Here is a 20,769-nt window from a genome sequence, read left to right on the forward strand (position 1 = left end):
GCCACCGGGCTATTTGTCCGTCCCCTGCGAACCTCCGGGCGATGCCAGGAGACAGCGAGGACCCGAACGAGGACGTACAGTACCATCTGGAGGTCGGGCCGGACGACGTCGCGAACGCTGTATTGCTGCCCGGTAACCCCGAACGCGTCGACAAGGTCACGGCGCTGTGGGACGAGTCAGAAGAGAAGGGCTACCACCGCGAGTACCGCACCGCCACGGGCACCTACGAGGGCGCGCCGATAAGCGTCACCTCGACCGGTATCGGCAGTCCCTCCGCGGCCATCGCCGTCGAGGAACTGGCGCGCATCGGCGCGGACACGTTCCTCCGGGTCGGGTCCTGCGGGGCCATCCGGCCCGAAGCGGAGGTGGGCGACCTGATACTCACCACCGGCGCGGTCCGACAGGAGGGAACGAGCGACGAGTACGTCCGTGAGGACTACCCGGCCACCGCCGACCACGAAGTCGTCTCCGCGCTCGTCGCCGCCGCGGAGCGCCTCGGCTACGACTATCACACCGGGATCACCGCGAGCACCGACAGCTTCTACGCCGGGCAGGGCCGACCCGGGTTCGAAGGGTTCGAAGCCGCCGGCAGCGACGAACTCGTCGAAAATCTCAAGGACGCGAACGTGATGAACTTAGAGATGGAGGCGAGTTCCATCCTCACGCTCGCCAATCTCTACGGTCTCCGCGCCGGCGCGGTCTGTACCGTGTACGCCAACCGCGAGACCGGCGAGTTCCGAACCGAAGGCGAGTCCCGCGCTGCGGAAACCGCCTCGCTCGCGGTCAAACTGCTCGCGCAGATGGACGAGAAGAAGGCAGAGGCGGGCGTCGATAGCTGGCACGCCGGGATGAGTTTGGACGGCTAACTCCGACCAGAACTGTAATTTGCCTATTTGAATCCAACGTTATCTTTAATCTTATTTTATGGAGTAGCCTTATGTAGTGAATAGTTAATGAGGTCATTCTGGATCTTCAACCCCACAGGGGTTTTCCCTATATATCGGTCCAATTCCAATAGGGGCATTTGGAGTATCAGCGAGGCTCCCGATCTTGACAATAGCACCGATACACCCAGGGTCTTTGTGACTATCCTTGTAGTACATATCATAATCTTCTTTTGTAAATGTATATTCCCAACCAATAGATTCTCTATTTCCAGATTCGTCATAATGGATCGCACGAATAGTATACGGAGCCTGTGTTTTTGGCCACATCGGCTCAATAATCGACAAAGCCGCACTGTCGTCAACATCGATGGCAGTCAGCGTGACCTCGCGGTCAATGAGAAGATCCTCATCACGCTTTACCAGAAGACGAATTCGGTTTGCCACAAATGAGGAATTAATCACTTCTATTTTTCCAAGAACAGTCCCTGAGTTCCCCACGCTAAGAGTTGATATACACCCGGCAACTGAAAGACCCCCTGCTACTGACACACTTTTGAGTACGTCTCGACGCTTCATCAGGGGAAACAACCGGAACGGGACACATATAATTACTCATGTTCCGATTAGATTTAAATAATATACTATAATAATGCATATATGTGCCTTCGACGAGCGACACCAATTCGCCGAGCGCCGAATCGTCGTCCATACGCGCACGCAAGCGCTCGAACACGTTAGCGACCTCTGATCGATCCAATCTCGTAAGCAACTGTCTGCGTCGAAACCGGCGAGCCGGCCCGTGCCAAGTGGGATACTGCAAGCAGTCGACTGGCAACCCTACCGGTGCGGTCGAAATAATCGCTGATCGAGTGCCGTATTGGTAGTCGTCGGATCCAACTCGATACTGGCGATCCGTCAGAAACCGAAAGAGAGTGCGGAACGGGTCTCTCTTTACAGATCAGACCACGCCGTCATCGCACGCTTCCACGAGGTGATGTCGGCGATCCAGCGCGCGGCGATCAGCTTCTTCAGGTTCTCCGCGGGGAACGAGCCGAACGTGTTGATGGGCACGCCCATCACGTCGTGAGCGACGGCCTTGTCGCCGATCGAGATGACCGTTCCTTTGTCCTTGTGCGTCCAGCGCTTCATGGGCCGGTTTTCGATCGCTCGTGCGACGTTCTTGCCCGCAACTTCGGCGGCCTGCCAGGCGGCCTGGGCCGTCGGCGGAGCGGGGTTGTCGTTCTGCTCGATTATCGCCGAGTCACCGATGGCGAACACTCGGTCGTCGCTGGTCTGGAACGTCGCGTCGGCGTTAACGCGGTTGTGCTCTTTCTCCAGGTCAGCGCCGTCGAGCGCGTCGCGACCGGTGATCCCGCCGGTCCAGAGGAACACGTCGTAGGAAAGCGGGTCGCCCTCGTCGAAGTGGATGGCGTCCTCGGTGGCCTCGACGATGGGGTCGTCGGTCATGATCTCGATGTCCGCCTCCTGAAGCCGCTTGCGGAGCGCACCCTGCACTTCGGGGTCGTTCCCAGGGAAGATCTCGTCGAGCGCTTCGACGAGGTAGATGTCGATCGGCGCGCGGTGTTCGTCGCGGAACTTCGCTATCTCGCCGGCGCTCTGGATGCCGGAGAGACCGGCACCGCCGACGACGACCTTCGCGGGATCGTTCCGGGTAGCGTCCTTGGCGGCAGTTTTGACGGCCTGGTGGATCTCCAGAGCGTCGTCAAGACTCTTCAGCGTCAGGGAGTTCTCCCGCATGCCGTCGATACCGTAGTAGGCGGTCTGGCTGCCGAGCGTGACGAGTACGTAATCGTAGTCGATAGTGTCGCCGTCCGCCAGTTCGACCGTCTGGTCGTCGACGTGGAGGTCCACGACCTCGCTCTGAATGAAGCGGGTCGAGGGTGATTTTATCTCCTCGACGGGGATAGTGATGTTCTCCTGCACCGACGGATCGCGGATGCAGCGGTGTGATTCGTGGAGGACGAGGTGGTAGTCCGTATCCGAGACCCACGTTAGTTCTGTAGTGCTATCGAGTTCTTCCTCGAGTTGGTTGATAGCACCTGCACCGGCATAGCCTGCGCCGAGAACGACGACCTTCGCTGTCATGCGTCGAACTCGGGTATCCTCTGATACAAAGGCTTTGAAAGACGAATACCATTGATGCGTGGTACCATACGGCGGTTTTCCGGCGTAGCGCAGTCGCTACACCCCCCTCTCAGTGACGGGACAGAGGAGACGGGAGAAATCCGAGAGACGAGTTTCCGGCCTCAGAGGAACTTGTAATTCAGTTCTGTAATTCGCCGACGCGAGGCCAGCGAACACCGCCATACAGTTACAAGGGCCCTCAGTGTTCAGGGTCGCCAGCCGGAGCTTTCATGCCCTCGATACGCAGGATGAGAATGTTGCTGGTGTCGTCCTTTCCGTCGACGATACCGTCGACGACGAGTTTCGAAAGCGGCGTCGGGCCGACAGTCACGGCGTCGCCCTCGTGGAAGTCCCGGACGGAACCCTGAAGGTGGATCTCCGCGCGGCAGAGTTCGGGATGATGAACGCTGCTGAGATCGATCTCTTCGACGTTAGCGTCATCGACGGGTTCGCCCTCGTGCTGAAGCGGCACGGCCGCGGGCTCGTCCATCTGCTGGATCTCGAGCGCCTCGTACGCCGTCGCGGTGGGCTTGTAGCCGCCTTTCGGCCCGGGCACGCCCTCGACTAGCTGGAGCGCTTTGAGACTCTGCATCTGGTTCCGGATAGTCCCCGGGTTCCGGTCGACCTCCTCTGCGATGTCTTCGCCTTTGACGGCGTCTTCCGTCTCCCTGTGGAGATTAATAAGTGCGTTGAGAATTGTTTTCTGACTGGGCGTCAGTTCGATCGATGACATGCCGAAACCTTCGTAATTGATTTCCTTAAATCCGACGGAAAGCCCGTTCTTCGGGAAAATTGGCGGAGAACGATCATTGGATCCGACTGATCGGTACCGGGCGGTCGCGGTAGTCTCTCCAGTCATTTCCCAAAGCGACACGTTACCGAGGAAACGGGCCGAACGGGAGACCTATCAGTGCGGTTAGAGCGATAGCCATTTGGCGGTGGCCGTCGGTTCCGCGAACATGAAGGAGAAACGTGTCCTCGTCACCGGCGGCGCAGGGTTTATCGGATCGAACCTGGCGAACCACCTCTCCGAGGACAACGACGTGACCGTCGTCGACAATCTCCATCTGGGGACGCCGCAAAACCTCGATGACGACGTGACGTTTCACGAATCGAGCGTTATGGACGACGACCTACCGACGGAGGTGGACGTCGTCGTCCACCTGGCTGCACTGTCTTCGAGGGCGATGCTCGAAGACGAACCCCGAACCGGCGCGCGGGTCAACGTGGAAGGGTTCGTGAACGTGGTCGAACAGGCGTACGCCGACGGCTGTGACACATTCGTGTACGCCTCCACCTCTTCCATCTATGACGATGACCTGCCGTCCAGCGAGGACGAGGCAGTCGCGGCAGACACCGGATACGACGCGTCGATGCTCTCCCGGGAGCGGTACGCGGAGTACTACAACAACTTCTACGACGATATCGCCGTCGCGGGGACGCGTTTCTTCTCCGTCTATCAGGGGTACGGCGGCGCGGAGGAACACAAGGGAGAGTTCGCCAACACCGTCTCCCAGTTCGCGGACCGAATCGCGAACGGCGAGTCCCCAGTACTGTGGGGTGATGGGACGCAAACCCGTGATTTCGTCCACGTCAGCGACGTCGTTCGGGCGATCGTCCGCATCGCAGAAGAACGTCTCGACGGCGTGTACAACGTCGGCACCGGCGAAAACTACACGTTCAACGAAGTGATCGACCAGATAAACGAGGCCATAGGTACGAGTATCGATCCGGAGTACGAGCCCGTTCCGCTGAAGAATTACAACTACCAGCAGCGCGCTGACGCATCGAAACTCCGCGAAGCGACGGGATGGGAACCCGCCGTCGATTTCGAGGACGGCGTGAGGATGGTCTGCGAACCCTACCGATGAGACCGCCGGATTTACTTTCCCCGCTCGGGGAGAGATCTTCATGAACGATTCAGTACGTATCATCGGCGTCCCGGCCGATTACGGTGCGAACCGACGCGGCGTAGACATGGGTCCGTCTGCGATCCGATACGCGGGGTTGGCCGAGTCGGTGAAACGTATCAGAGGCGACTGCGTCGACGCCGGCGACCTCGCCGCACCGCGCGCGGAGGAACGAGACCCCGACCGGCGGGCCCCGGACACCGGCGACGCGAAGTTCCTCAACGAAGTCGAGGATATCAACCGTCGCCTCTCCGACGCGACGGCGGAGGCTATCGCCGACGGTGCAACGCCGCTGGTACTCGGCGGCGACCACTCCGTCGCTATCGGTTCGATCGGAGGCGCAGCGCGCGACGCAGAGGTCGGCGTCGTCTGGTTCGACGCCCACGGCGACTTCAATACGCCCGCGACCTCGCCCAGCGGCAACGTCCACGGGATGCCTCTGGCGGCCGCGCTCGGCCACGGCGAAATCGGTGAGATGGAGTGGGCACGCGCCGACGGACTGGCGGAGGAAAACGTCGCGATCGTCGGTCTCCGAAGCGTAGACGACGCGGAGAAGCGTGCGATCCGGGAGAGCGACGTCACCGCCTTCACGATGTCGGATATCGACGAACGCGGCGTCACCGACGTGGTAGAGGACGCCCTCGATGTCGCGACCGACGGCACGGACGGGATACACGTGAGCCTCGACCTCGACTGGCTCGACCCGAAGGAAGCGCCCGGCGTCGGCACACCGGTTAGAGGCGGAGTCAGTTACCGCGAGGCGCACTCCGCACTGGAGAAAGTCGCCGAACTCGACGAGACCGACGACGTGCTTCGCTCTCTCGAACTCGTCGAGGTCAACCCCATCCTCGACGAGCACAACGAGACGGCGGAACTCGCTGTCGAACTGGCGGCCAGCGCGCTGGGCGAGCGGATCCTGTAGCGGTTCGTCGTCGTATTCGTTGGCTCGTTGTCCCCGTTCGCCCGCCGTCGAACTCGGCTGGTTATCCGTCAGCCGCCGAACCGGGCGTATCGTGCCGTTCCAGTTCGAGCGTCGCCGGGTCCATCGTGTAGTAACTTTCCCACACCGGTTCCAGCCCTACGAGCCGCGTGTCTTCGAACCGCCCCTCGGCGTGGCGGTGGTGGTGACCGACGAGACAGAGTTCCGGGCGAAGCGCCCGCAGGATGTCATCGACGTGTGCGCACCCGCGCCCCATGAACCCCTGAGGTGGTTCGTGTGTGAGGAACACGTCGACGTCGGACAGTTCAATCGCCGACCTGACGTCCTCGTGGGTGAAGTGCCGCCGCCGGTCGCCGGAGAGTTCGTCGCGGGATTTGTCGTACCGCGTCGGCGCGTAGTTCCCGGAGAGGCCGGCGACGCGGAGACCCGATACTTCAACTGCCGTACTCGCAAGCAGACGAGCGTTTCGGTCGCCGAACGTCGCGTTTTGCCGCATCGATTCGACGACATCGAAATCCTCGTTGTTGCCGGCGACGAAGTACGTCGGGACCGGCAGGTCGTAATACTCCAGGTCGCCGACGTGGAGTGCGACATCAGCGTCCGCGGCGTCATAGGCCGAGCGCAGCGCCTCGCGGTTCTCCGGGTCGGCGGCGTGTGCGTCACCGAGGACGAGCATACGGCTCCTACGGCCGCAGGTGGGATAATCGTCCGGCAAGCGCGTGGAGTACTACCCCCAGTGCGGGGTCGTGGACGTGCGCGAGTTGAGTGTGGATGGCTCCGAGAAAAGCGGCCGAGACAGTCTATTCTTCGTTACCGCTCGACTCCTCGATACCGGATTCGTCGTCGCTACCGCCGGGAATGACGTCGACGCTAGCGACGCAGTCGCCCTCTTCTAAGTCCATCACCGTGACGCCCATCGTGTTGCGGCCGACCGATGACACGTCGGCTGCACGGATCCGCATTATCTGTCCCCGGTCGCTCATGGCGACCAGGTCGTCGGCTTCGCTGACGGACTTGGCCGAGACGACGCCGCCGTTCCGGCCGCCGGTCTTGATGTCGATGAGGCCCTTTCCGTAGCGGGACTGCGTCCGGTACTCGGAGAGGGGCGTGCGCTTGCCGAACCCGTTCTCCGTGACGGTCAACAGAGCGCGGCCGTCGCTCTCGTCGGTGGCGACGAGGCCGGCAACTTGGTCGTCGCTGTCGAGTTTGATCGCGCCGACGCCGCGGGCGTTCCGTCCCATCTCGCGGACCTCGGACTCGTCGAAGCGGATGGTCATGCCGTTGCGCGTGGCGACGACGAGATCGTTCGTGCCGTCGGTCACGGCGACGTCTACCAGTTCGTCGTCGCCGTCCAGGTCTGCGGCGATGATACCCGTCGAGAGGATGTTCTCGAACTCGTCGCAGGCGGTGCGCTTGATATACCCGTCGCGGGTGACGGTCGTGACGCACTCGTTGCCGCCGAACTCGTCCGTGGCGACGACGGCGGTGATCTCCTCACCGTCGTCGAAGTCGATGAGATTCACCGCCGATTTGCCCCGAGCGGTCCGGCTCATCTCGGGTATCTCGTAGGTTTTCAGGCGATACACCTGGCCGTGGTTTGTGAAACAGAGCAGGTAGTCGTGCGTGTTCGCGCGGAACACTTTCGAAACGCGGTCGCCCTCCTTCACGTCGACGCCGATGATCCCCTTCCCGCCGCGGTTCTGCGGGTCGAACCGGTCGACGGGCATCCGCTTGACGTAGTCGTCCTCCGTGACGACCACGACGACGTCTTCCTCGGGGATGAGGTCCTCGTGGGTGACGGTGCCGTGGTCCTCGACGATGCTCGTCCGACGGTCGTCGTCGTACTCGTCTTTGATCTCCTGCAGTTCCTCCTTGATGACGGCGAACAGTTCGCTCTCGTCGTTGAGGATCGTTTCGAGGCGCTCGATCCGCGCCTGCACCTCCTCGTACTCCGTCTCGATCTCCGTGGACTCCATCGAGGTGAGGCTGCCGAGTTGCATCCGGACGATGTGGTCGGCCTGGTCCTGCGAGAAGTCGTACGCCTCTATAAGCGCCTCCTTCGCGGCGTCTCGGTCCTCGGAGTTCTGGATTCGCTCGACGACGTCGTCGACGTTTTCGAGCGCTGTCAGTCGGCCTTCGAGGATGTGTGCGCGGTCCTCTGCCTCGGCGAGGTCGAACTCGCTGCGCCGGCGGACGACCTCCTTGCGGTGGGCGACGTACTCCTCTAAGGTCTCTTTCAGCGTCAGCACCTTCGGCTGGCCGTCGACCAGCGCGAGGTTGATGACGCCGAAGGTGGTTTCGAGGTGGTGTTCGAGGAGTTGGTTCTTCACGACGTCGGCGTTCGCCCCTCGCTTGAGTTCGATGACGATGCGGACGCCCTCGCGGTCGGACTCGTCGCGCAGGTCGCGGACGCCCTCAATCTTCCCCTCGTTGACGTCCTCGGCGATCCGCTCGACGATGCGCGCCTTGTTCGCCTGGTACGGCACTTCCGTGATGACGATCCGTTCGTCCTCCTCGACTTCGAACTCCGCACGGACGCGGAGTCGGCCGCGACCGGTCGCGTACGCCGAGTAGATGGCGTCGCGGCCGACGATGTTCGCGCCCGTCGGGAAGTCGGGGCCTTTGATGTGTTCCATCAGGTCCTCGACCTCGCAGTCGGGGTTGTCGATGAGGTGGACCGTCGCGTCGATCACCTCGCCGAGGTTGTGCGGCGGTATCTTCGTCGACATCCCGACCGCGATACCGGACGAACCGTTGACGAGCAGGTTCGGGAACGCCGAGGGGAGCACCTCGGGTTCAGTGAGGCGGTCGTCGTAGTTGGACTGGAAGTCGACGGTGTCTTTCTCGATGTCCTCCAGAAGCTCCTCCGAGATGGGGCTCATCCGGGCCTCGGTGTAACGCATGGCTGCCGCGGGGTCGCCGTCCATCGACCCGAAGTTCCCCTGGCCGTCGACCAGCGGGTACCGCATCGAGAAGTCCTGTGCCATCCGGGTCAGCGTGTCGTAGATGGGACCGTCACCGTGGGGGTGGTAGTCACCCATCGTCTCGCCCACCACGGACGAGGACTTACGGTGGCTGGACCCGCTGGTGACGCCCATCTCGTGCATGGCGTAGAGGATGCGCCGGTGGACGGGTTTGAGGCCGTCGCGGACGTCCGGCAACGCGCGTCCGGCGATGACGCTCATCGCGTAGTCGATGTAACTCTGCTCCATCTCGTCTTCGATGCGGACGCGGTCGACGCGCGCGGCGTCGGCGTCCACGTCCGTCGGGTCTGGCGCTTCAGAACTCATATTAGATATCCACCCACTCGGCTTCCGGCGAGTGCTCCTTGATGAACTGCTTTCGCGGTTCGACTGCATCGCCCATCAGCACGGAGAACATCTTGTCCGCGGCGGCGGCGTCTTCGATGTTTATCTGCTTGAGAACGCGGTTCTCCGGGTTCATCGTCGTCTCCCAGAGCTGATTGGGGTTCATCTCTCCGAGCCCCTTGAACCGCTGCACCTGCGTTGGGTTACCGTTGCATTTCTCCTCGATGATGCGGTCGCGCTCCGCCTCGGTCATCGCGTCGTACGTCTCGCCGCGGTAGCGGACGCGGTAGAGGGGCGGCTGGGCGGCGTACACGTACCCCGCTTCGATCAGGGGCTTCATGTGACGGTAGAGCAGCGTGAGCAGGAGCGTTCTGATGTGCGCCCCGTCGACGTCCGCGTCGGTCATCATGATGATCTTCTCGTAACGGGCGTCCTCGATGTCGAACTCGTCGCCGATTCCCGTCCCCATCGCCGTGATCATGTTCCGGATCTCGTCGTTTTCCAGGATGCGGTCGAGGCGGTGTTTCTCCACGTTGAGTATCTTCCCGCCGAGCGGGAGGATGGCCTGGTTCTCAGGGTTCCGCCCCTGCTTCGCGCTCCCGCCCGCTGAGTCGCCCTCGACGATGAACAGTTCGGAGTCGCTGGGGTCTTTGGTCTGACAGTCCGAGAGTTTGCCCGGCAGTGCCGTTGAGTCGAGCGCGCTCTTCCGACGGGTTAGCTCCTCGGCCTTCTTCGCTGCCTTTCGGGCCTTCGCGGCCTCGACGGCCTTCGCGACGATGGCCTCGGCGGTGTCGGGGTTCTCCTCGAAGAACGTCCCGAGACCGTCGTGGATCGCACCCTCGACGATACCTCTGACCTCGCTGTTGCCGAGTTTCGTCTTCGTCTGTCCCTCGAACTGCGGGTCGGGGTGTTTGATGGAGATGACAGCCGTCAGGCCTTCCCGGATGTCCTCGCCGGTGAGGTTCTCGTCGAGGTCCCCGAGCAGGCCGTTGTCGTTGGCGTAATCGTTGACGATCCGGGTCAGAGCGGTCTTGAACCCGGTGAGGTGTGTCCCCCCCTCGCGAGTGTTGATGTTGTTCGCGAAGGCGTGGAGCGAACCCTGCAGTTCGTCGGTGGCCTGCATCGCCGCCTCGACCTGAATCCCCTCCTCTTCGTCCTCGAAGTAGATGATGTCCTCGTGGAGGGCGGTCCGCGTCTCGTTGAGATACTCGACGAACTCCTTGATTCCGCCTTCGTACCGGAACGTGTCTTCGGTGTCGTCGCGGTCGTCGCGGAGCGTGATCGCGACGCCCGAGTTGAGGAAGGCGAGTTCTCGGAGACGGCTCTCGAGCGTCGAGTAGGTGAAGTCGGTGTGTTCGAAGATGTCGTCGTCGGGCCAGAAGCGGATCGTCGTCCCGGTGTCCTCGTCGGGATCCATGTCCCGGACACGTTCGATCCCCTGTTCGGGTTCCCCGTGGTCGAACCGCTGGTTCCAGACGGCGCCGTCGCGTTTGACCTCGACTTCGAGCCACTTCGAGAGGGCGTTAACCACGCTGACGCCGACGCCGTGGAGGCCGCCGGAGACCTGATAGGATTTGTTGTCGAACTTCCCGCCCGCGTGGAGGACGGTCATGATAACTTCCAGGGCAGGCTTGTCGTGCTCCTCGTGGGTGTCGACCGGGATCCCGCGTCCGTCGTCGTGGATGCTGACGGAGTCGTCGTCGTGGATAGTGACAGTGATCTCGTCACAGTGTCCTGCCAACGCTTCGTCTATCGAGTTGTCGACGACTTCGTAAACGAGATGGTGCAACCCGCGAGAGTCCGTAGAACCGATGTACATCGCCGGGCGCTTCTGAACGGCCTGAAGGCCCTCCAGTACCTGAATCTGCCCGGCGCCGTACTCTGACTCCTCACTCATAAAATCTGTTTCCGTCTATGCCTCCGGGGGTCTTAAAAGTCACGTACGCGCTCGCGCGTGCGTGAGTCAGCTATATATCACGTTCTCGACCGTTCGGGCGCATCGGGGGCACTCGGTGGCGCTCTGTTCGTTCGACCACCGGATCTGTCGTCGGAAAGCGGGCCGTCGTCCGCTCTGAACGCCAGAGGGAACTGCTTCAGAACTTCACTTTCACCCCGGTAGCACACAGGTTTTAAACTCCCCACGTCTAAGTGGGGGCACAGAATGACCTCGTTCCAGTCGACGCTCGGCGAGGAGTCGGAGATCGCAGAGGAGTTGGCCGAGAGCCAGCGCCAGATCTCCATCGCCGAGTTCTTCGAGAAGAACAAGCACATGCTCGGGTTCGACAGCGGGGCCCGAGGGTTGGTTACCGCCGTGAAAGAGGCCGTCGACAACGCTCTCGACGCGGCGGAGGAAGCGGGCGTCCTCCCCGACATCTACGTCGAGATCGAGGAGGTCGGCGACTACTACAAGCTCGTCGTCGAGGACAACGGGCCGGGGATCACGAAGGAGCAACTCCCCAAAGTGTTCGGGAAACTGCTGTACGGGAGCCGCTTCCACGCCCGGGAACAGAGTCGCGGACAGCAGGGTATCGGTATCTCCGCCGCCGTTCTCTACTCGCAGTTAACCAGCGGGAAGCCCGCGAAGATAACGAGTCGGACACAGGGTTCGAGCGAGGCCGAGTACTTCGAGCTGATCATCGACACGGACAACAACGAACCCGAGATCAGCGTCGAGGAGACCACCTCTTGGGACCGCCCGCACGGGACCCGGATCGAGATGGAGATGGAGGGGAACATGCGCGCCCGCCAGCAACTCCACGACTACATCAAGCACACTGCGGTCGTCAACCCCCACGCCCGCCTCGAACTCCGCGAACCGAAAGAGCACTTCAAGTTCGAGCGCGCGACCGACCAGCTACCGGACGAAACCGAGGAGATCCGCCCGCACCCTCATGGCGTCGAACTCGGCACCGTCCTGAAGATGCTGGAGGCGACGAACTCCCACTCTGTCTCCGGGTTCTTGCAGGAGGAGTTCACGCGAGTCGGCTCGAAAACCTCCGACAGCGTCATCGACAACTTCCGCGACCGCCACTTCGGTCGCGAGATGGCGTGGGAGCCGCCGCGTGACGGCGCGGATATCGCGGCCGCGGTCTCGGACGCCACCGCTAACAAGGGTGCCGACGCGACGGACGCCTTCGCCGAGGAGATAGCGGAGGCGCTCACCGACCGCGACCGCGTCGCATACCATCAGATAGTCGAGACGATTTCGGACGCCGCCGAGGCTGTCGGCGACGGGTTCGGCGTGACGTTCGGCTCGACGGTGCAGGAAAACGCCGTCGAGGCCGCCTGGGACGCGGTTCTTGGCGTGAGCGACGAAGCGGACGAGGACGTCCCCGACGGCCGGCGACGCGCCGACCTGTACGGACTCGTCGATGAAGCGACGAGCACGCGGAAAGACGACGCGACGGTCGAGTCGCTCGCCTCTCGGATCGCGAACCGCTTTCGTAACGACGAGGACGACCGCGACCGCCTGACGCACGACGAACTCGCCGAGTACGTCGACTGGGCGGCGGAGCGAACCGCCGAACGGGAGGACACAAGCATCGGCGACACCGCGCGCGAGAACGTCGTCGAGGCCGTCTGGTCGGTGATGGAGCGCGTCCCCGACGAGGTGCCGAAGGTCAGCGACCTCGCCGATAACCGCGACGCGTCGAGCGAACTGCTCGACGCGATGCGCGCGACCGACATCATGGCACCGCCGACGAACTGTCTCGCGCCGATCACCGACGAACTCGTCGAAGCCGGCTTGAAAAAGGAGTTCGACGCGGACTTCTACGCGGCGGCGACCCGCGACGCCGAAGTCACCGGCGGCGACCCGTTCATCGTCGAGGCGGGCATCGCCTACGGCGGCGAACTCCCGACCGACGGCAAGGCCCAAGTGATGCGCTTTGCGAACCGCGTGCCGCTGGTCTACCAGCGGGGAGCGTGTGCGACGACGGACGTGGTCAAGGATATCGGCTGGCGGAACTACAATCTGGACCAGCCGGGCGGCAGCGGCATCCCGAACGGGCCGGTCGTCATCATGGTCCACATTGCCTCCACGAACGTCCCGTTCACCAGCGAATCGAAAGACGCCGTCGCCAACATTCCCGAGATCGAGGACGAGATCGAACTGGCTATCCGGGAGGCCGCTCGCGACCTGAAGAGCTTCCTGAAAAAGCGCCGCTCGATGGAGAAACGCCGGAAGAAACAGGATGTGCTGACGAACATCCTGCCGGAGATGGCCGAGAAGGTGTCCGACGTGACGGGCAACGAGCAACCGGACATCAGCGACGCGATGGCCCGGATCATGAACAACGTCCGGGTCGGACGCGACCTGAAGGAAAACGGCGACGGCCAGAAGGTGTCCGTCACCGTCGAGAACCACTCGAACGCGAGCGAGTCGCTGGAAGTGACGGACATCGTCACTGCCGAACCAACCGACCTGTCGGACGGCGCGACCGCCGTCGAGATGGACGGCGAGTGGTTCGTCAAGTGGTCGGTCGACGTCGGCAGCGGGGACGACGCTACGCTCACCTACGAGACCGACACTGACGCATCGTTCGACCTCGACGTAGACGGGGTCGAGACGGAGAAACTGACTGTCAACAATGAGCACTGATACGAACGCCGACGCACGGGAACAACTGATCGAACTCGCCGCGGAGTTCTACGACCAGTTCGAGGAGGGCGACGTCCCGCAGATGACGCTGCCGACCCGGACGAAAAGCAACATCGAGTACGACGAGGACGAGAACGTCTGGGTGTACGGCGACCGCCAGAGCACGCGGTCGGCAAAGAGCGTCCGCGGCGCGCGCAAACTGCTGAAGGCGATCTACACGATCGACTTCCTCGCCGAGCAACTGGACGAGGACCGCTCGTCGACCCTGCGTGAGCTGTACTACCTCTCGGAGTCGTGGGAGACCGACGAAGCGCAGTTCAACAACCAAGACGAATCGAACCAGCTCATCGAGGACCTGGAGATCGTCTCAGAGGTAAAACGCGAGGACTTCCATATGCGCCCGGAGGAGTCCGGGGCCAAGGTGATGGGGCCGCTGCTCCTCCGCGAGCAGACGAACCGCGGCGACCGGGATATCCACTGCCAGAAAGACGTTGGCCAGGGCGGCTACCAGATCCCGAACAACCCGGACACCATCGAGTTCCTCGACAACGACGCGGAGTTCGTCCTCTGCGTGGAGACCGGCGGCATGCGCGATCGGCTGGTCGAGAACGGCTTCGACGACGAGTACAACGCGCTGGTCGTCCACCTCGGCGGTCAGCCCGCCCGAGCAACCCGACGGCTCATCAAGCGCCTGCACGACGAACTGGATCTCCCGGTCACGGTGTTCACTGACGGTGACCCCTGGTCGTACCGCATCTTCGGGTCTGTCTCCTACGGGTCGATCAAGAGCGCGCATCTCTCTGAGTATCTCGCCACGCCCGAGGCCCAGTTCATCGGCATCCAGCCGGAGGACATCGTGGAGTACGACCTGCCGACGGACCCGCTCGCGGACTCCGACATCAACGCGCTTGAGAGCGAACTCGAGGACCCCCGGTTCCAGACGGACTACTGGGAGGAGCAGATCGAACTGCAGCTAGATATCGGGAAGAAGGCAGAACAGCAGGCGCTCGCGTCACGTGGGTTGGATTTCGTGACGGAGACGTATCTGCCTGAACGACTCTCCGAGATGGGCGTTCTCTGAACGCGCATCGAGGCGTCGTTGAGGTAGAATGGAGGAACGACTCTCCGAGATGGGTGTCCTATAAGGAGACGCATCGAGCAGCGGTTTCGGAAGACTGTGAGCAACGACTGACCGAGCGAACGTTCTTCGAGCGCGTATCAACAGGAGACGGGACAGCCGCGGTCGATCCAGTTCTGAGTCGTTTCGATCACGTCGAACAGTTCCGCTTCGCTCTCGGTGTCGATGCTGACGAACACGCCCTCGTGCTCTCCTAAGGGGAACTGGATCGACATCGCATCGTCCGTATCGTAGATGATCCGCCGCAGTTCCCCCACGTGCGTGAAGTCGGTGAGCCTGTTTTTACCGAGCGCGAGGACGATGATCTCGCGCCGAAGACGCTCGATATCCGACTGGGAGTACTCGTTCCGAAGTTCCTCGTCGAGGTAGATGTGTTTGTACTGGGTTTCTTCGTACACGAGAGCCATACGAAGTCTATCGTCGAGCGTCTCTCGAAGGTCGTCTACCAGTTCGAACCCACCCATAGTGAGCCGATCAACGCCGCGCACAATGAATGTTAACGTACATCATAGTATACTTCTTAAACACGTCCGGAACGTGTTTATTCCGTCTCGTAATCGGCTCTCGCCGCCTCTTCGTCCCGGATCTCGTTCGCGGCGTTGGCCGTGTGGTCGTGAGTGCGCCCGGACACGCAGTCCCGGCAGTACTCGTTCGTACCGCTCTCGTAGGTGTAGACGGGGACCCCGAAGACGACGAACTCGTCGCGGTAATCCCGCTCGACTCCCTCTTCGACCGGGTCGAAACAGACCGAACAGGGTCGTTCTCCCCCGCGAAGTACCGTCTCTTCCACGCGCTGGTGGCGGCCGAAGGTAGTAATAGGGTGTTCGCTCCGGACCCGCTCACGTACAGGCGGAATGAAATACAGGCCGAGGAGGAGCACGATTATCGCGCCAAAGAGAGCGGTTACACCGCTAGCTTCCGTGGTCGCAGCGACGCCAACGAGCGTCAGAAACACGCCAAAGATCCACTGAAACGTCGACCCGCCGGAGTCACCGCCGACGTCCGCATCCGTTATCGACCGGTTGGTCGTCGAACCACTGGCGTTAACGGTTCGGACGCCGCAGTGCGGGCAGATATCGGCGCTGGCGTTTATCTCCGTCCCGCAGGACCGACAGAACAGTTCGTCGGAGATGGATCGCCCGCTCGAAGCCGTGTCGTCGTACACGACCTGTCGGTCGACATCGACGAAGTATTTGTAGGCGGCGTAGGCGGCGTTTCCGATCCCGCCGGTCCACCAGACGGTAAAGAGCGCGATCATGACGTGGGTACCGACCGACCCGACCGACCGCCTGACGAGCACCGCGCCGTCGCTGTATCGGTCCTCGACTTCCCACCCCTGGGCCTGGAGGTTCATCAGACGGTGTTGGGTCGCGGTGTCGGTCGTCCCCGCGCCCATGTTCCGTTCGACGCCGCAGTCCGGACAGATAACCGCCTCGGAGTGGACCACTGCACCGCAACTCTGGCAGAACTCCTCGTCGGGTCCTGGGTCGTCTGCGCGTTCGGCACCGCCGTTGGTCATGTCCAGACGGTGGGCCGACGCGGGCTTATTTGTTCCGACGGATCGGCGAGCCGAGATTAGTTCCCCGGCGACTCGTCGAGGGCGACCGGAACGCCGCGGCTCGCGACGTCGGCGGCGAACGCCCGCGAGTCCGTTTCGAGCGCCTCGAACGTGTCGTAGTGGATCGGGATAGTTAGTGTCGGACTGAGCGCCGCCGCCAGGTCAGCCGCGCTGTGGCGGTCCATGGTGAAACTGCCGCCGATAGGGGGGAGGAAGACGTCGACATCGAACTCCTCGTGGCCCGGGAGAACGTCCGTGTCGCCCGGCCAGAACACGCGAGTGTCGTCGATTGTGAGGTGGAATCCGACGCCGAACCCTTCGGGGTGGTACGGCTCCCCGTTCTCTCGGGTGTGCGGCCCGTCGGGATCGTTGTAGGCGGGGAGCGACCGGACGACCACGTCCGCGAACAGGTCGTCGTCGTGTTCCCCGACGCGGACCACCTCACCCGGCAGGTCGTCGAGTGACGCGACGTCGCGGTCTATCCCGGGGGGATACACCGCCTCGTACACCGCGACGGTCGTGTCGTCGTTCGCGACCCGTTCGATACCGGCGGAGTCGTAATGGTGGTCGTGGGTGACGCAGACGAGGTCGGCGTCGCCGGGCGCGTAGTCACGCGGTTCCGGGTGGGCGACCCCCGGCGTGTCCGGTTCCCACTCGCCCGTGAGCACGCCGTACCGACCAGGGTCCAGATACACTACCGTTCCGTCGCCGGACTCGATTCGGACGGTCGCGTAGCCGAGCCAGTCGATCGCGAGGCTCTCGACGGAGACTGTCATGTCCCTCGCTACTGCGGATCCGTGGAAAAGGGTTCGGCTATCGGACGGCGTTACTGTTGCTCGGCGAGGCGCTCGACGCGCTCCAGCGAGTCGGCGTCGGACGGGTCGACGTCGTCTCGGACGGCGACGAAACGGGGGAAACGCAGGGCGTAGCCCGAAGAGTAGGTCGGCGATTCCTGGATCTCCTCGTACCCAACCTCGAAGACGACTGCGGGTTCGAGGTCGATGTCCTGACCGTCCTCGGACAGAATGTGGGGTTCGAGCAGATCTGTCAGCTCCGCCAGTTCCTCGTCGGTGACCCCCGTCGCAACCTTTCCGAGCGTCTCGTAGCCGGCGTTCGGGACCGTTTCGCTGGCGTCAGCGCCGTTTTTACCCTCAGTCCGGGCGGAGAGCAAGAACGTGCCGAGGACGTTCGCGCGGCGGCCCTCCCCCCACTCCGCGCCGGTGACGACGAGATCCAGCGTCTCCACGTCGGGTTTGCGCTTCCGCCAGTTCCGCCCGCGACGGCCCGGGGAGTACGTCGATCCGGGGTTTTTCAGCATGATCCCCTCGTGGCCGGACTCCAGCGAGTCCGTCTCGACCTCGGCTATCTCGTCCGGGTCGTCAGTAGTCCACAGTTTCGAGAGCCCCTCGCTGCCGTCAAGCACGGATTCGAGGCGTTCGTGTCGCTCGGTCAGCGGCGCGTCGAGCAGATCGGTCCCGTCCGCGTGCAGGCAGTCGAAGAAGACCGGGCGTACCTTGACCGCCTCGCGGGCGGCGGCGACGTCGTGTTTGCGCCGGAAGCGCCGCAGAACCTCCTGAAACGGGAGCGGATCGCCCTCGTCGTCGACGGCGACGACTTCGCCGTCGAGGATGACCGACTCGTCTACGTATTCGTCGGCGAACTCGACGACTTCCGGGAGCGCGTCCGTCACGTCCTCCATGTTCCGGGAGTAGACGCTGGTCTCGTCGGCGTGCGGGTCATGATGTAACTGGACCCGCGCCCCGTCGAACTTCCACTCTACCGCCGCTTCCTCCCAGTCGTCTAGCGCGCCGCGGACGGTGCCCGTCTGGGCGAGCATCGACTGGACGGGCCGGCCGACCGCCAGGGTCATCGCGTCCAGTCCGTCGCGCCCTTCGTCCCGGGCGACGACAGCCACCTTGCCGAAGTCGTTGGACACCTGTAGCGCGCGTTCGACGGATTCCCCCGGGATGTCGAACGCGCCCGCGATAGCGTCGCGGACGGTCCCCTCCCCGACGCCGATGCGCATCTCCGAGAGAACGATCCGCGCGACGTAGCGTGCTTCCGCCGGGTCGCAGCGGTTGAACAGGCCGAACAGGCTGTCTATCTTCGTGTCCTGACTCCCGTCGCCCGAGACGGCGGCGAGCGACGCAAGTTCGTCGGCGACCTCGCCGACTGTCAGGCCGTCCCGCCCGCCGCCGCCGAACGCGTCGAGCCCCCGCTGGCCGCCGAAATCGTAGCTGGCGGCTACCTCGCCGATCTCTCCCCGTTCCGCGAGTCGGTCTTCCACGTCGTCAGCCGAGACATTCCGCCCGGCGGCGCGAGCGATGGCCTCGTAGCAGTAGTTCGGCCCGATGTCGAGCGTCGTCGATTCCCACGCCGGAAAGACCCGACCCTGTACGAAGCGAGCGACTATCGGTAGGTCGTCGTCGGCCGCTCGCAGGAGGTCGGTGACGTGGTCGACGATAGCCAGGTCGGCAGGTTCGTCCTCTATCACCGCCGCGTAGCGGGCGAACTCGTCGAACTCCATCACTTCCTCGTACGGGAGCGGGCACGTAAACGGCGTGGATCGGGAGAGCCGTTGGACCGAGAACGGATGAGAGACGACCGGTCTATCCGTGCGAAGGAAGCCCGAATTAGCCCGGGGTAGCCGCGGGTTTCAAGGAAGTCCGAAGCACATGGACTCCGTATGGTTGGCGACCTGGCGGGCGCGGTTGACGATATCCTCGATGTCGATGCCGAGGCGTTTCAGGCGCGCGTCGAAGACGATGTCGACGTGATCGTCGAGGAGTTACGCGACGGGACGTTCGACAACCCGCAGGCGATTTTGGGTCTGGAATACGAGTTCTACGCGGTGTCGGAACCGCGGCCGGACGCCCGGCGGACGAACCCGGAGACGGAACCGGTCGACACCTGCTCGCTGATGCGGGTTCCCCGGCGGATGCTCGAACTCATCGGATTCGAGAAGGAACTCGGACTGCACAACGCTGAGATGACGGTCAGTCCGCAGCCCATGAACTCACACGGCATCGCCGCACAGGAGTCGGAGGTGAAAGCGCGACTATCGACCGCGCTCTCGACCACCCGCGCCGAAGGGATGCGCCTGATCAGCGACGGTCTCTGGACCATCCCGCCCGAAGGCGAGACGGCCCGTTCGTATCTCACGGACAGCGTCGAGGACCGCGGAATTCGGATCGCGTCGAACATGAGCGACTCGGTGCGATACCACGCGATGGCGAACACCGACCGCGCCGACGCCGCGGGGATGCGTCTCGACGCGCCACACGTGACGCTCGACGCGGACACCGTGATGCCGGAGAGCCTGATCACCTCGATCCAGCCGCACTATCAGGTCCCGCAGGCGGTCGACCTGCCGGAGTATTTCCGGTACGCGCTCCGCATCGCGGGCCCGGTGCTCGCTCTCGGCGTCAACTCCCCGTTTTTCCCGCCGGACCTGTACGACGAGGACGCTGATCCCGAATCCATCCTCGCCGATGCGTGGATGGAACACCGTATCAACGCGTTCGAGACGGTGCTGAACGCCGAACACGACACGGCGGGGAAGGTGCGGTTCCCGCACGATATCGACAGCGTTGAGGGGGCCGTCAGACGCGTCGCCGAAGACGACACGTTCGTCCCGATGCCCGTCGCAGAGGGCGACCGGTTCGACGACAAGTTCGCGCACTTCCGACTGAAACACGGGACGTTCTGGCGGTGGGTCCGCCCGGTGTTCGGCGGCCCGGACCGGTCCTCGGCCAACGCTCGGATCGAGTTTCGGCCGGTCCCCGCCCAGCCGACGGTTCGGGACTCCATCTCCGTCCTCGCGATGTTCGCCGGACTCATGGAAAGCCTGCCGCGACTGGAACACCCCGTCTCGGACCAGGACTGGGCCATCGCCCGAGACAACTTCTACGCCGCGATGCGGGACGGTCTGGACGCCGACCTCCGCTGGATCACGAACGACGGTCACGAGACGCAGGCGTACGACGACATCTACGCCGACCTGTTCGACCACGCCGAAGCGGGCCTGCAGTCGCGCGGTCTCTCCGACGAAGAAGTCGCGAAGTACCTCTGGCCGCTCCGCCAACGCGCGCGCCACCGGCTGACGCCCGCCGGATGGAAACACGAACAGGTGCGCGAGCGGCTATCCGACGGATCGACGTTCGAGGAGGCCGTCTACGGGATGCAGCGCCGCTACATCGACCGCCAGCGCGACACGCTGATCGACGGGAGCTTCGCTGACTGGGTCGACGACCGCTGAACCGGAGGATACGCGGATGTGGCCG

General features: G+C 63.1%; 16 protein-coding genes. 6 read left to right on the forward strand and 10 right to left on the reverse strand.

What is annotated here, in order from left to right; genetic code table 11:
* The first annotated feature begins 41 nt into the window (after positions 1 to 41).
* On the forward strand, positions 42 to 866 hold the full coding sequence (locus SM753_RS01070) for a nucleoside phosphorylase (RefSeq protein WP_323190216.1): 825 nt from the start codon (positions 42 to 44) through the stop codon (positions 864 to 866).
* A gap of 93 nt (positions 867 to 959) precedes the next feature.
* Here the strand turns inward: SM753_RS01070 and SM753_RS01075 are convergent, their stop codons facing one another.
* The 3 genes from SM753_RS01075 to SM753_RS01085 all read right to left on the reverse strand — a co-directional run bounded on the left by SM753_RS01075 (position 960) and on the right by SM753_RS01085 (position 3,765).
* Positions 960 to 1,463, reverse strand: a complete 504-nt coding sequence (locus SM753_RS01075; protein ID WP_323190217.1) for a hypothetical protein — start codon at positions 1,461 to 1,463, stop codon at positions 960 to 962.
* A 375-nt stretch (positions 1,464 to 1,838) separates the two neighbouring features.
* Positions 1,839 to 2,993, reverse strand: a complete 1,155-nt coding sequence (locus SM753_RS01080; RefSeq protein WP_323190218.1) for an FAD-dependent oxidoreductase — start codon at positions 2,991 to 2,993, stop codon at positions 1,839 to 1,841.
* Between the two features lie 238 nt (positions 2,994 to 3,231).
* Positions 3,232 to 3,765: an Rrf2 family transcriptional regulator gene (locus tag SM753_RS01085; RefSeq protein WP_323190219.1), complete on the reverse strand. Its 534-nt coding sequence runs from the start codon at positions 3,763 to 3,765 to the stop codon at positions 3,232 to 3,234.
* A gap of 226 nt (positions 3,766 to 3,991) precedes the next feature.
* On the opposite strand from SM753_RS01085, the gene SM753_RS01090 reads away from it, so the two are divergent.
* Together SM753_RS01090 and rocF are read left to right on the forward strand one after the other, a co-directional pair.
* The gene (locus tag SM753_RS01090) at positions 3,992 to 4,903 is read left to right on the forward strand and encodes an NAD-dependent epimerase/dehydratase family protein (protein WP_323190220.1); all 912 of its coding nucleotides are present in this window, start codon (positions 3,992 to 3,994) and stop codon (positions 4,901 to 4,903) included.
* A gap of 40 nt (positions 4,904 to 4,943) precedes the next feature.
* Positions 4,944 to 5,864, forward strand: a complete 921-nt coding sequence (gene rocF, locus SM753_RS01095) for an arginase (RefSeq protein WP_135534233.1) — start codon at positions 4,944 to 4,946, stop codon at positions 5,862 to 5,864.
* Positions 5,865 to 5,925: 61 nt separating this feature from the next.
* On the opposite strand, the gene SM753_RS01100 is transcribed toward rocF, so the two are convergent.
* From SM753_RS01100 to gyrB, 3 genes are all read right to left on the reverse strand, one after another.
* The gene (locus tag SM753_RS01100) at positions 5,926 to 6,558 is read right to left on the reverse strand and encodes a metallophosphoesterase (protein WP_323190221.1); all 633 of its coding nucleotides are present in this window, start codon (positions 6,556 to 6,558) and stop codon (positions 5,926 to 5,928) included.
* Positions 6,559 to 6,682: 124 nt separating this feature from the next.
* Positions 6,683 to 9,172: a DNA gyrase subunit A gene (gyrA, locus tag SM753_RS01105; protein WP_323190222.1), complete on the reverse strand. Its 2,490-nt coding sequence runs from the start codon at positions 9,170 to 9,172 to the stop codon at positions 6,683 to 6,685.
* Position 9,173: 1 nt separating this feature from the next.
* Positions 9,174 to 11,087: a DNA topoisomerase (ATP-hydrolyzing) subunit B gene (gene gyrB, locus SM753_RS01110; protein WP_135534236.1), complete on the reverse strand. Its 1,914-nt coding sequence runs from the start codon at positions 11,085 to 11,087 to the stop codon at positions 9,174 to 9,176.
* 264 nt (positions 11,088 to 11,351) lie between these two features.
* Here gyrB and SM753_RS01115 point away from each other — a divergent pair, with 264 nt between their 5' ends.
* Together SM753_RS01115 and SM753_RS01120 are read left to right on the forward strand one after the other, a co-directional pair.
* Positions 11,352 to 13,790, forward strand: a complete 2,439-nt coding sequence (locus SM753_RS01115; RefSeq protein WP_323190223.1) for a DNA topoisomerase VI subunit B — start codon at positions 11,352 to 11,354, stop codon at positions 13,788 to 13,790.
* Positions 13,780 to 14,871, forward strand: a complete 1,092-nt coding sequence (locus SM753_RS01120; RefSeq protein ID WP_135534238.1) for a DNA topoisomerase IV subunit A — start codon at positions 13,780 to 13,782, stop codon at positions 14,869 to 14,871. The genes SM753_RS01115 and SM753_RS01120 overlap by 11 nt, the downstream gene beginning before the upstream one ends.
* Positions 14,872 to 15,008: 137 nt before the next feature.
* Here SM753_RS01120 and SM753_RS01125 read toward each other — a convergent pair whose 3' ends face one another.
* From SM753_RS01125 to ligA, 4 genes are all read right to left on the reverse strand, one after another.
* On the reverse strand, positions 15,009 to 15,392 hold the full coding sequence (locus tag SM753_RS01125) for a hypothetical protein (protein WP_323190224.1): 384 nt from the start codon (positions 15,390 to 15,392) through the stop codon (positions 15,009 to 15,011).
* A gap of 77 nt (positions 15,393 to 15,469) precedes the next feature.
* Entirely contained in the window at positions 15,470 to 16,447 is a 978-nt protein-coding gene (locus SM753_RS01130; RefSeq protein WP_323190225.1) for a hypothetical protein, read from the reverse strand.
* Between the two features lie 56 nt (positions 16,448 to 16,503).
* Entirely contained in the window at positions 16,504 to 17,262 is a 759-nt protein-coding gene (locus SM753_RS01135) for an MBL fold metallo-hydrolase (RefSeq protein WP_323190226.1), read from the reverse strand.
* 50 nt (positions 17,263 to 17,312) lie between these two features.
* On the reverse strand, positions 17,313 to 19,013 hold the full coding sequence (gene ligA / locus SM753_RS01140; RefSeq protein WP_323190227.1) for an ATP-dependent DNA ligase LigA: 1,701 nt from the start codon (positions 19,011 to 19,013) through the stop codon (positions 17,313 to 17,315).
* A gap of 159 nt (positions 19,014 to 19,172) precedes the next feature.
* Here ligA and SM753_RS01145 point away from each other — a divergent pair, with 159 nt between their 5' ends.
* Positions 19,173 to 20,744, forward strand: coding sequence for a hypothetical protein (locus tag SM753_RS01145; RefSeq protein ID WP_323190228.1), 1,572 nt, complete (start codon positions 19,173 to 19,175; stop codon positions 20,742 to 20,744).
* The last annotated feature ends 25 nt before the right edge of the window (positions 20,745 to 20,769 follow it).

Origin of the sequence: Halostella sp. PRR32, from assembly GCF_034808085.1 — an archaeon.
Lineage (GTDB): Archaea > Halobacteriota > Halobacteria > Halobacteriales > Natronoarchaeaceae > Halostella > Halostella pelagica.

Excerpts from the sequence above, each read along its gene's own strand:
- SM753_RS01070 (WP_323190216.1), top strand. The coding sequence starts at position 42 with ATGCCAGGAGACAGCGAGGACCCGAACGAGGACGTACAGTACCATCTG.
- SM753_RS01075 (WP_323190217.1), bottom strand. The coding sequence starts at position 1,463 with ATGAAGCGTCGAGACGTACTCAAAAGTGTGTCAGTAGCAGGGGGTCTT.
- SM753_RS01080 (WP_323190218.1), bottom strand. The coding sequence starts at position 2,993 with ATGACAGCGAAGGTCGTCGTTCTCGGCGCAGGCTATGCCGGTGCAGGT.
- SM753_RS01085 (WP_323190219.1), bottom strand. The coding sequence starts at position 3,765 with ATGTCATCGATCGAACTGACGCCCAGTCAGAAAACAATTCTCAACGCA.
- SM753_RS01090 (WP_323190220.1), top strand. The coding sequence starts at position 3,992 with ATGAAGGAGAAACGTGTCCTCGTCACCGGCGGCGCAGGGTTTATCGGA.
- rocF (WP_135534233.1), top strand. The coding sequence starts at position 4,944 with ATGAACGATTCAGTACGTATCATCGGCGTCCCGGCCGATTACGGTGCG.
- SM753_RS01100 (WP_323190221.1), bottom strand. The coding sequence starts at position 6,558 with ATGCTCGTCCTCGGTGACGCACACGCCGCCGACCCGGAGAACCGCGAG.
- gyrA (WP_323190222.1), bottom strand. The coding sequence starts at position 9,172 with ATGAGTTCTGAAGCGCCAGACCCGACGGACGTGGACGCCGACGCCGCG.
- gyrB (WP_135534236.1), bottom strand. The coding sequence starts at position 11,087 with ATGAGTGAGGAGTCAGAGTACGGCGCCGGGCAGATTCAGGTACTGGAG.
- SM753_RS01115 (WP_323190223.1), top strand. The coding sequence starts at position 11,352 with ATGACCTCGTTCCAGTCGACGCTCGGCGAGGAGTCGGAGATCGCAGAG.
- SM753_RS01120 (WP_135534238.1), top strand. The coding sequence starts at position 13,780 with ATGAGCACTGATACGAACGCCGACGCACGGGAACAACTGATCGAACTC.
- SM753_RS01125 (WP_323190224.1), bottom strand. The coding sequence starts at position 15,392 with ATGGGTGGGTTCGAACTGGTAGACGACCTTCGAGAGACGCTCGACGAT.
- SM753_RS01130 (WP_323190225.1), bottom strand. The coding sequence starts at position 16,447 with ATGACCAACGGCGGTGCCGAACGCGCAGACGACCCAGGACCCGACGAG.
- SM753_RS01135 (WP_323190226.1), bottom strand. The coding sequence starts at position 17,262 with ATGACAGTCTCCGTCGAGAGCCTCGCGATCGACTGGCTCGGCTACGCG.
- ligA (WP_323190227.1), bottom strand. The coding sequence starts at position 19,013 with ATGGAGTTCGACGAGTTCGCCCGCTACGCGGCGGTGATAGAGGACGAA.
- SM753_RS01145 (WP_323190228.1), top strand. The coding sequence starts at position 19,173 with ATGGTTGGCGACCTGGCGGGCGCGGTTGACGATATCCTCGATGTCGAT.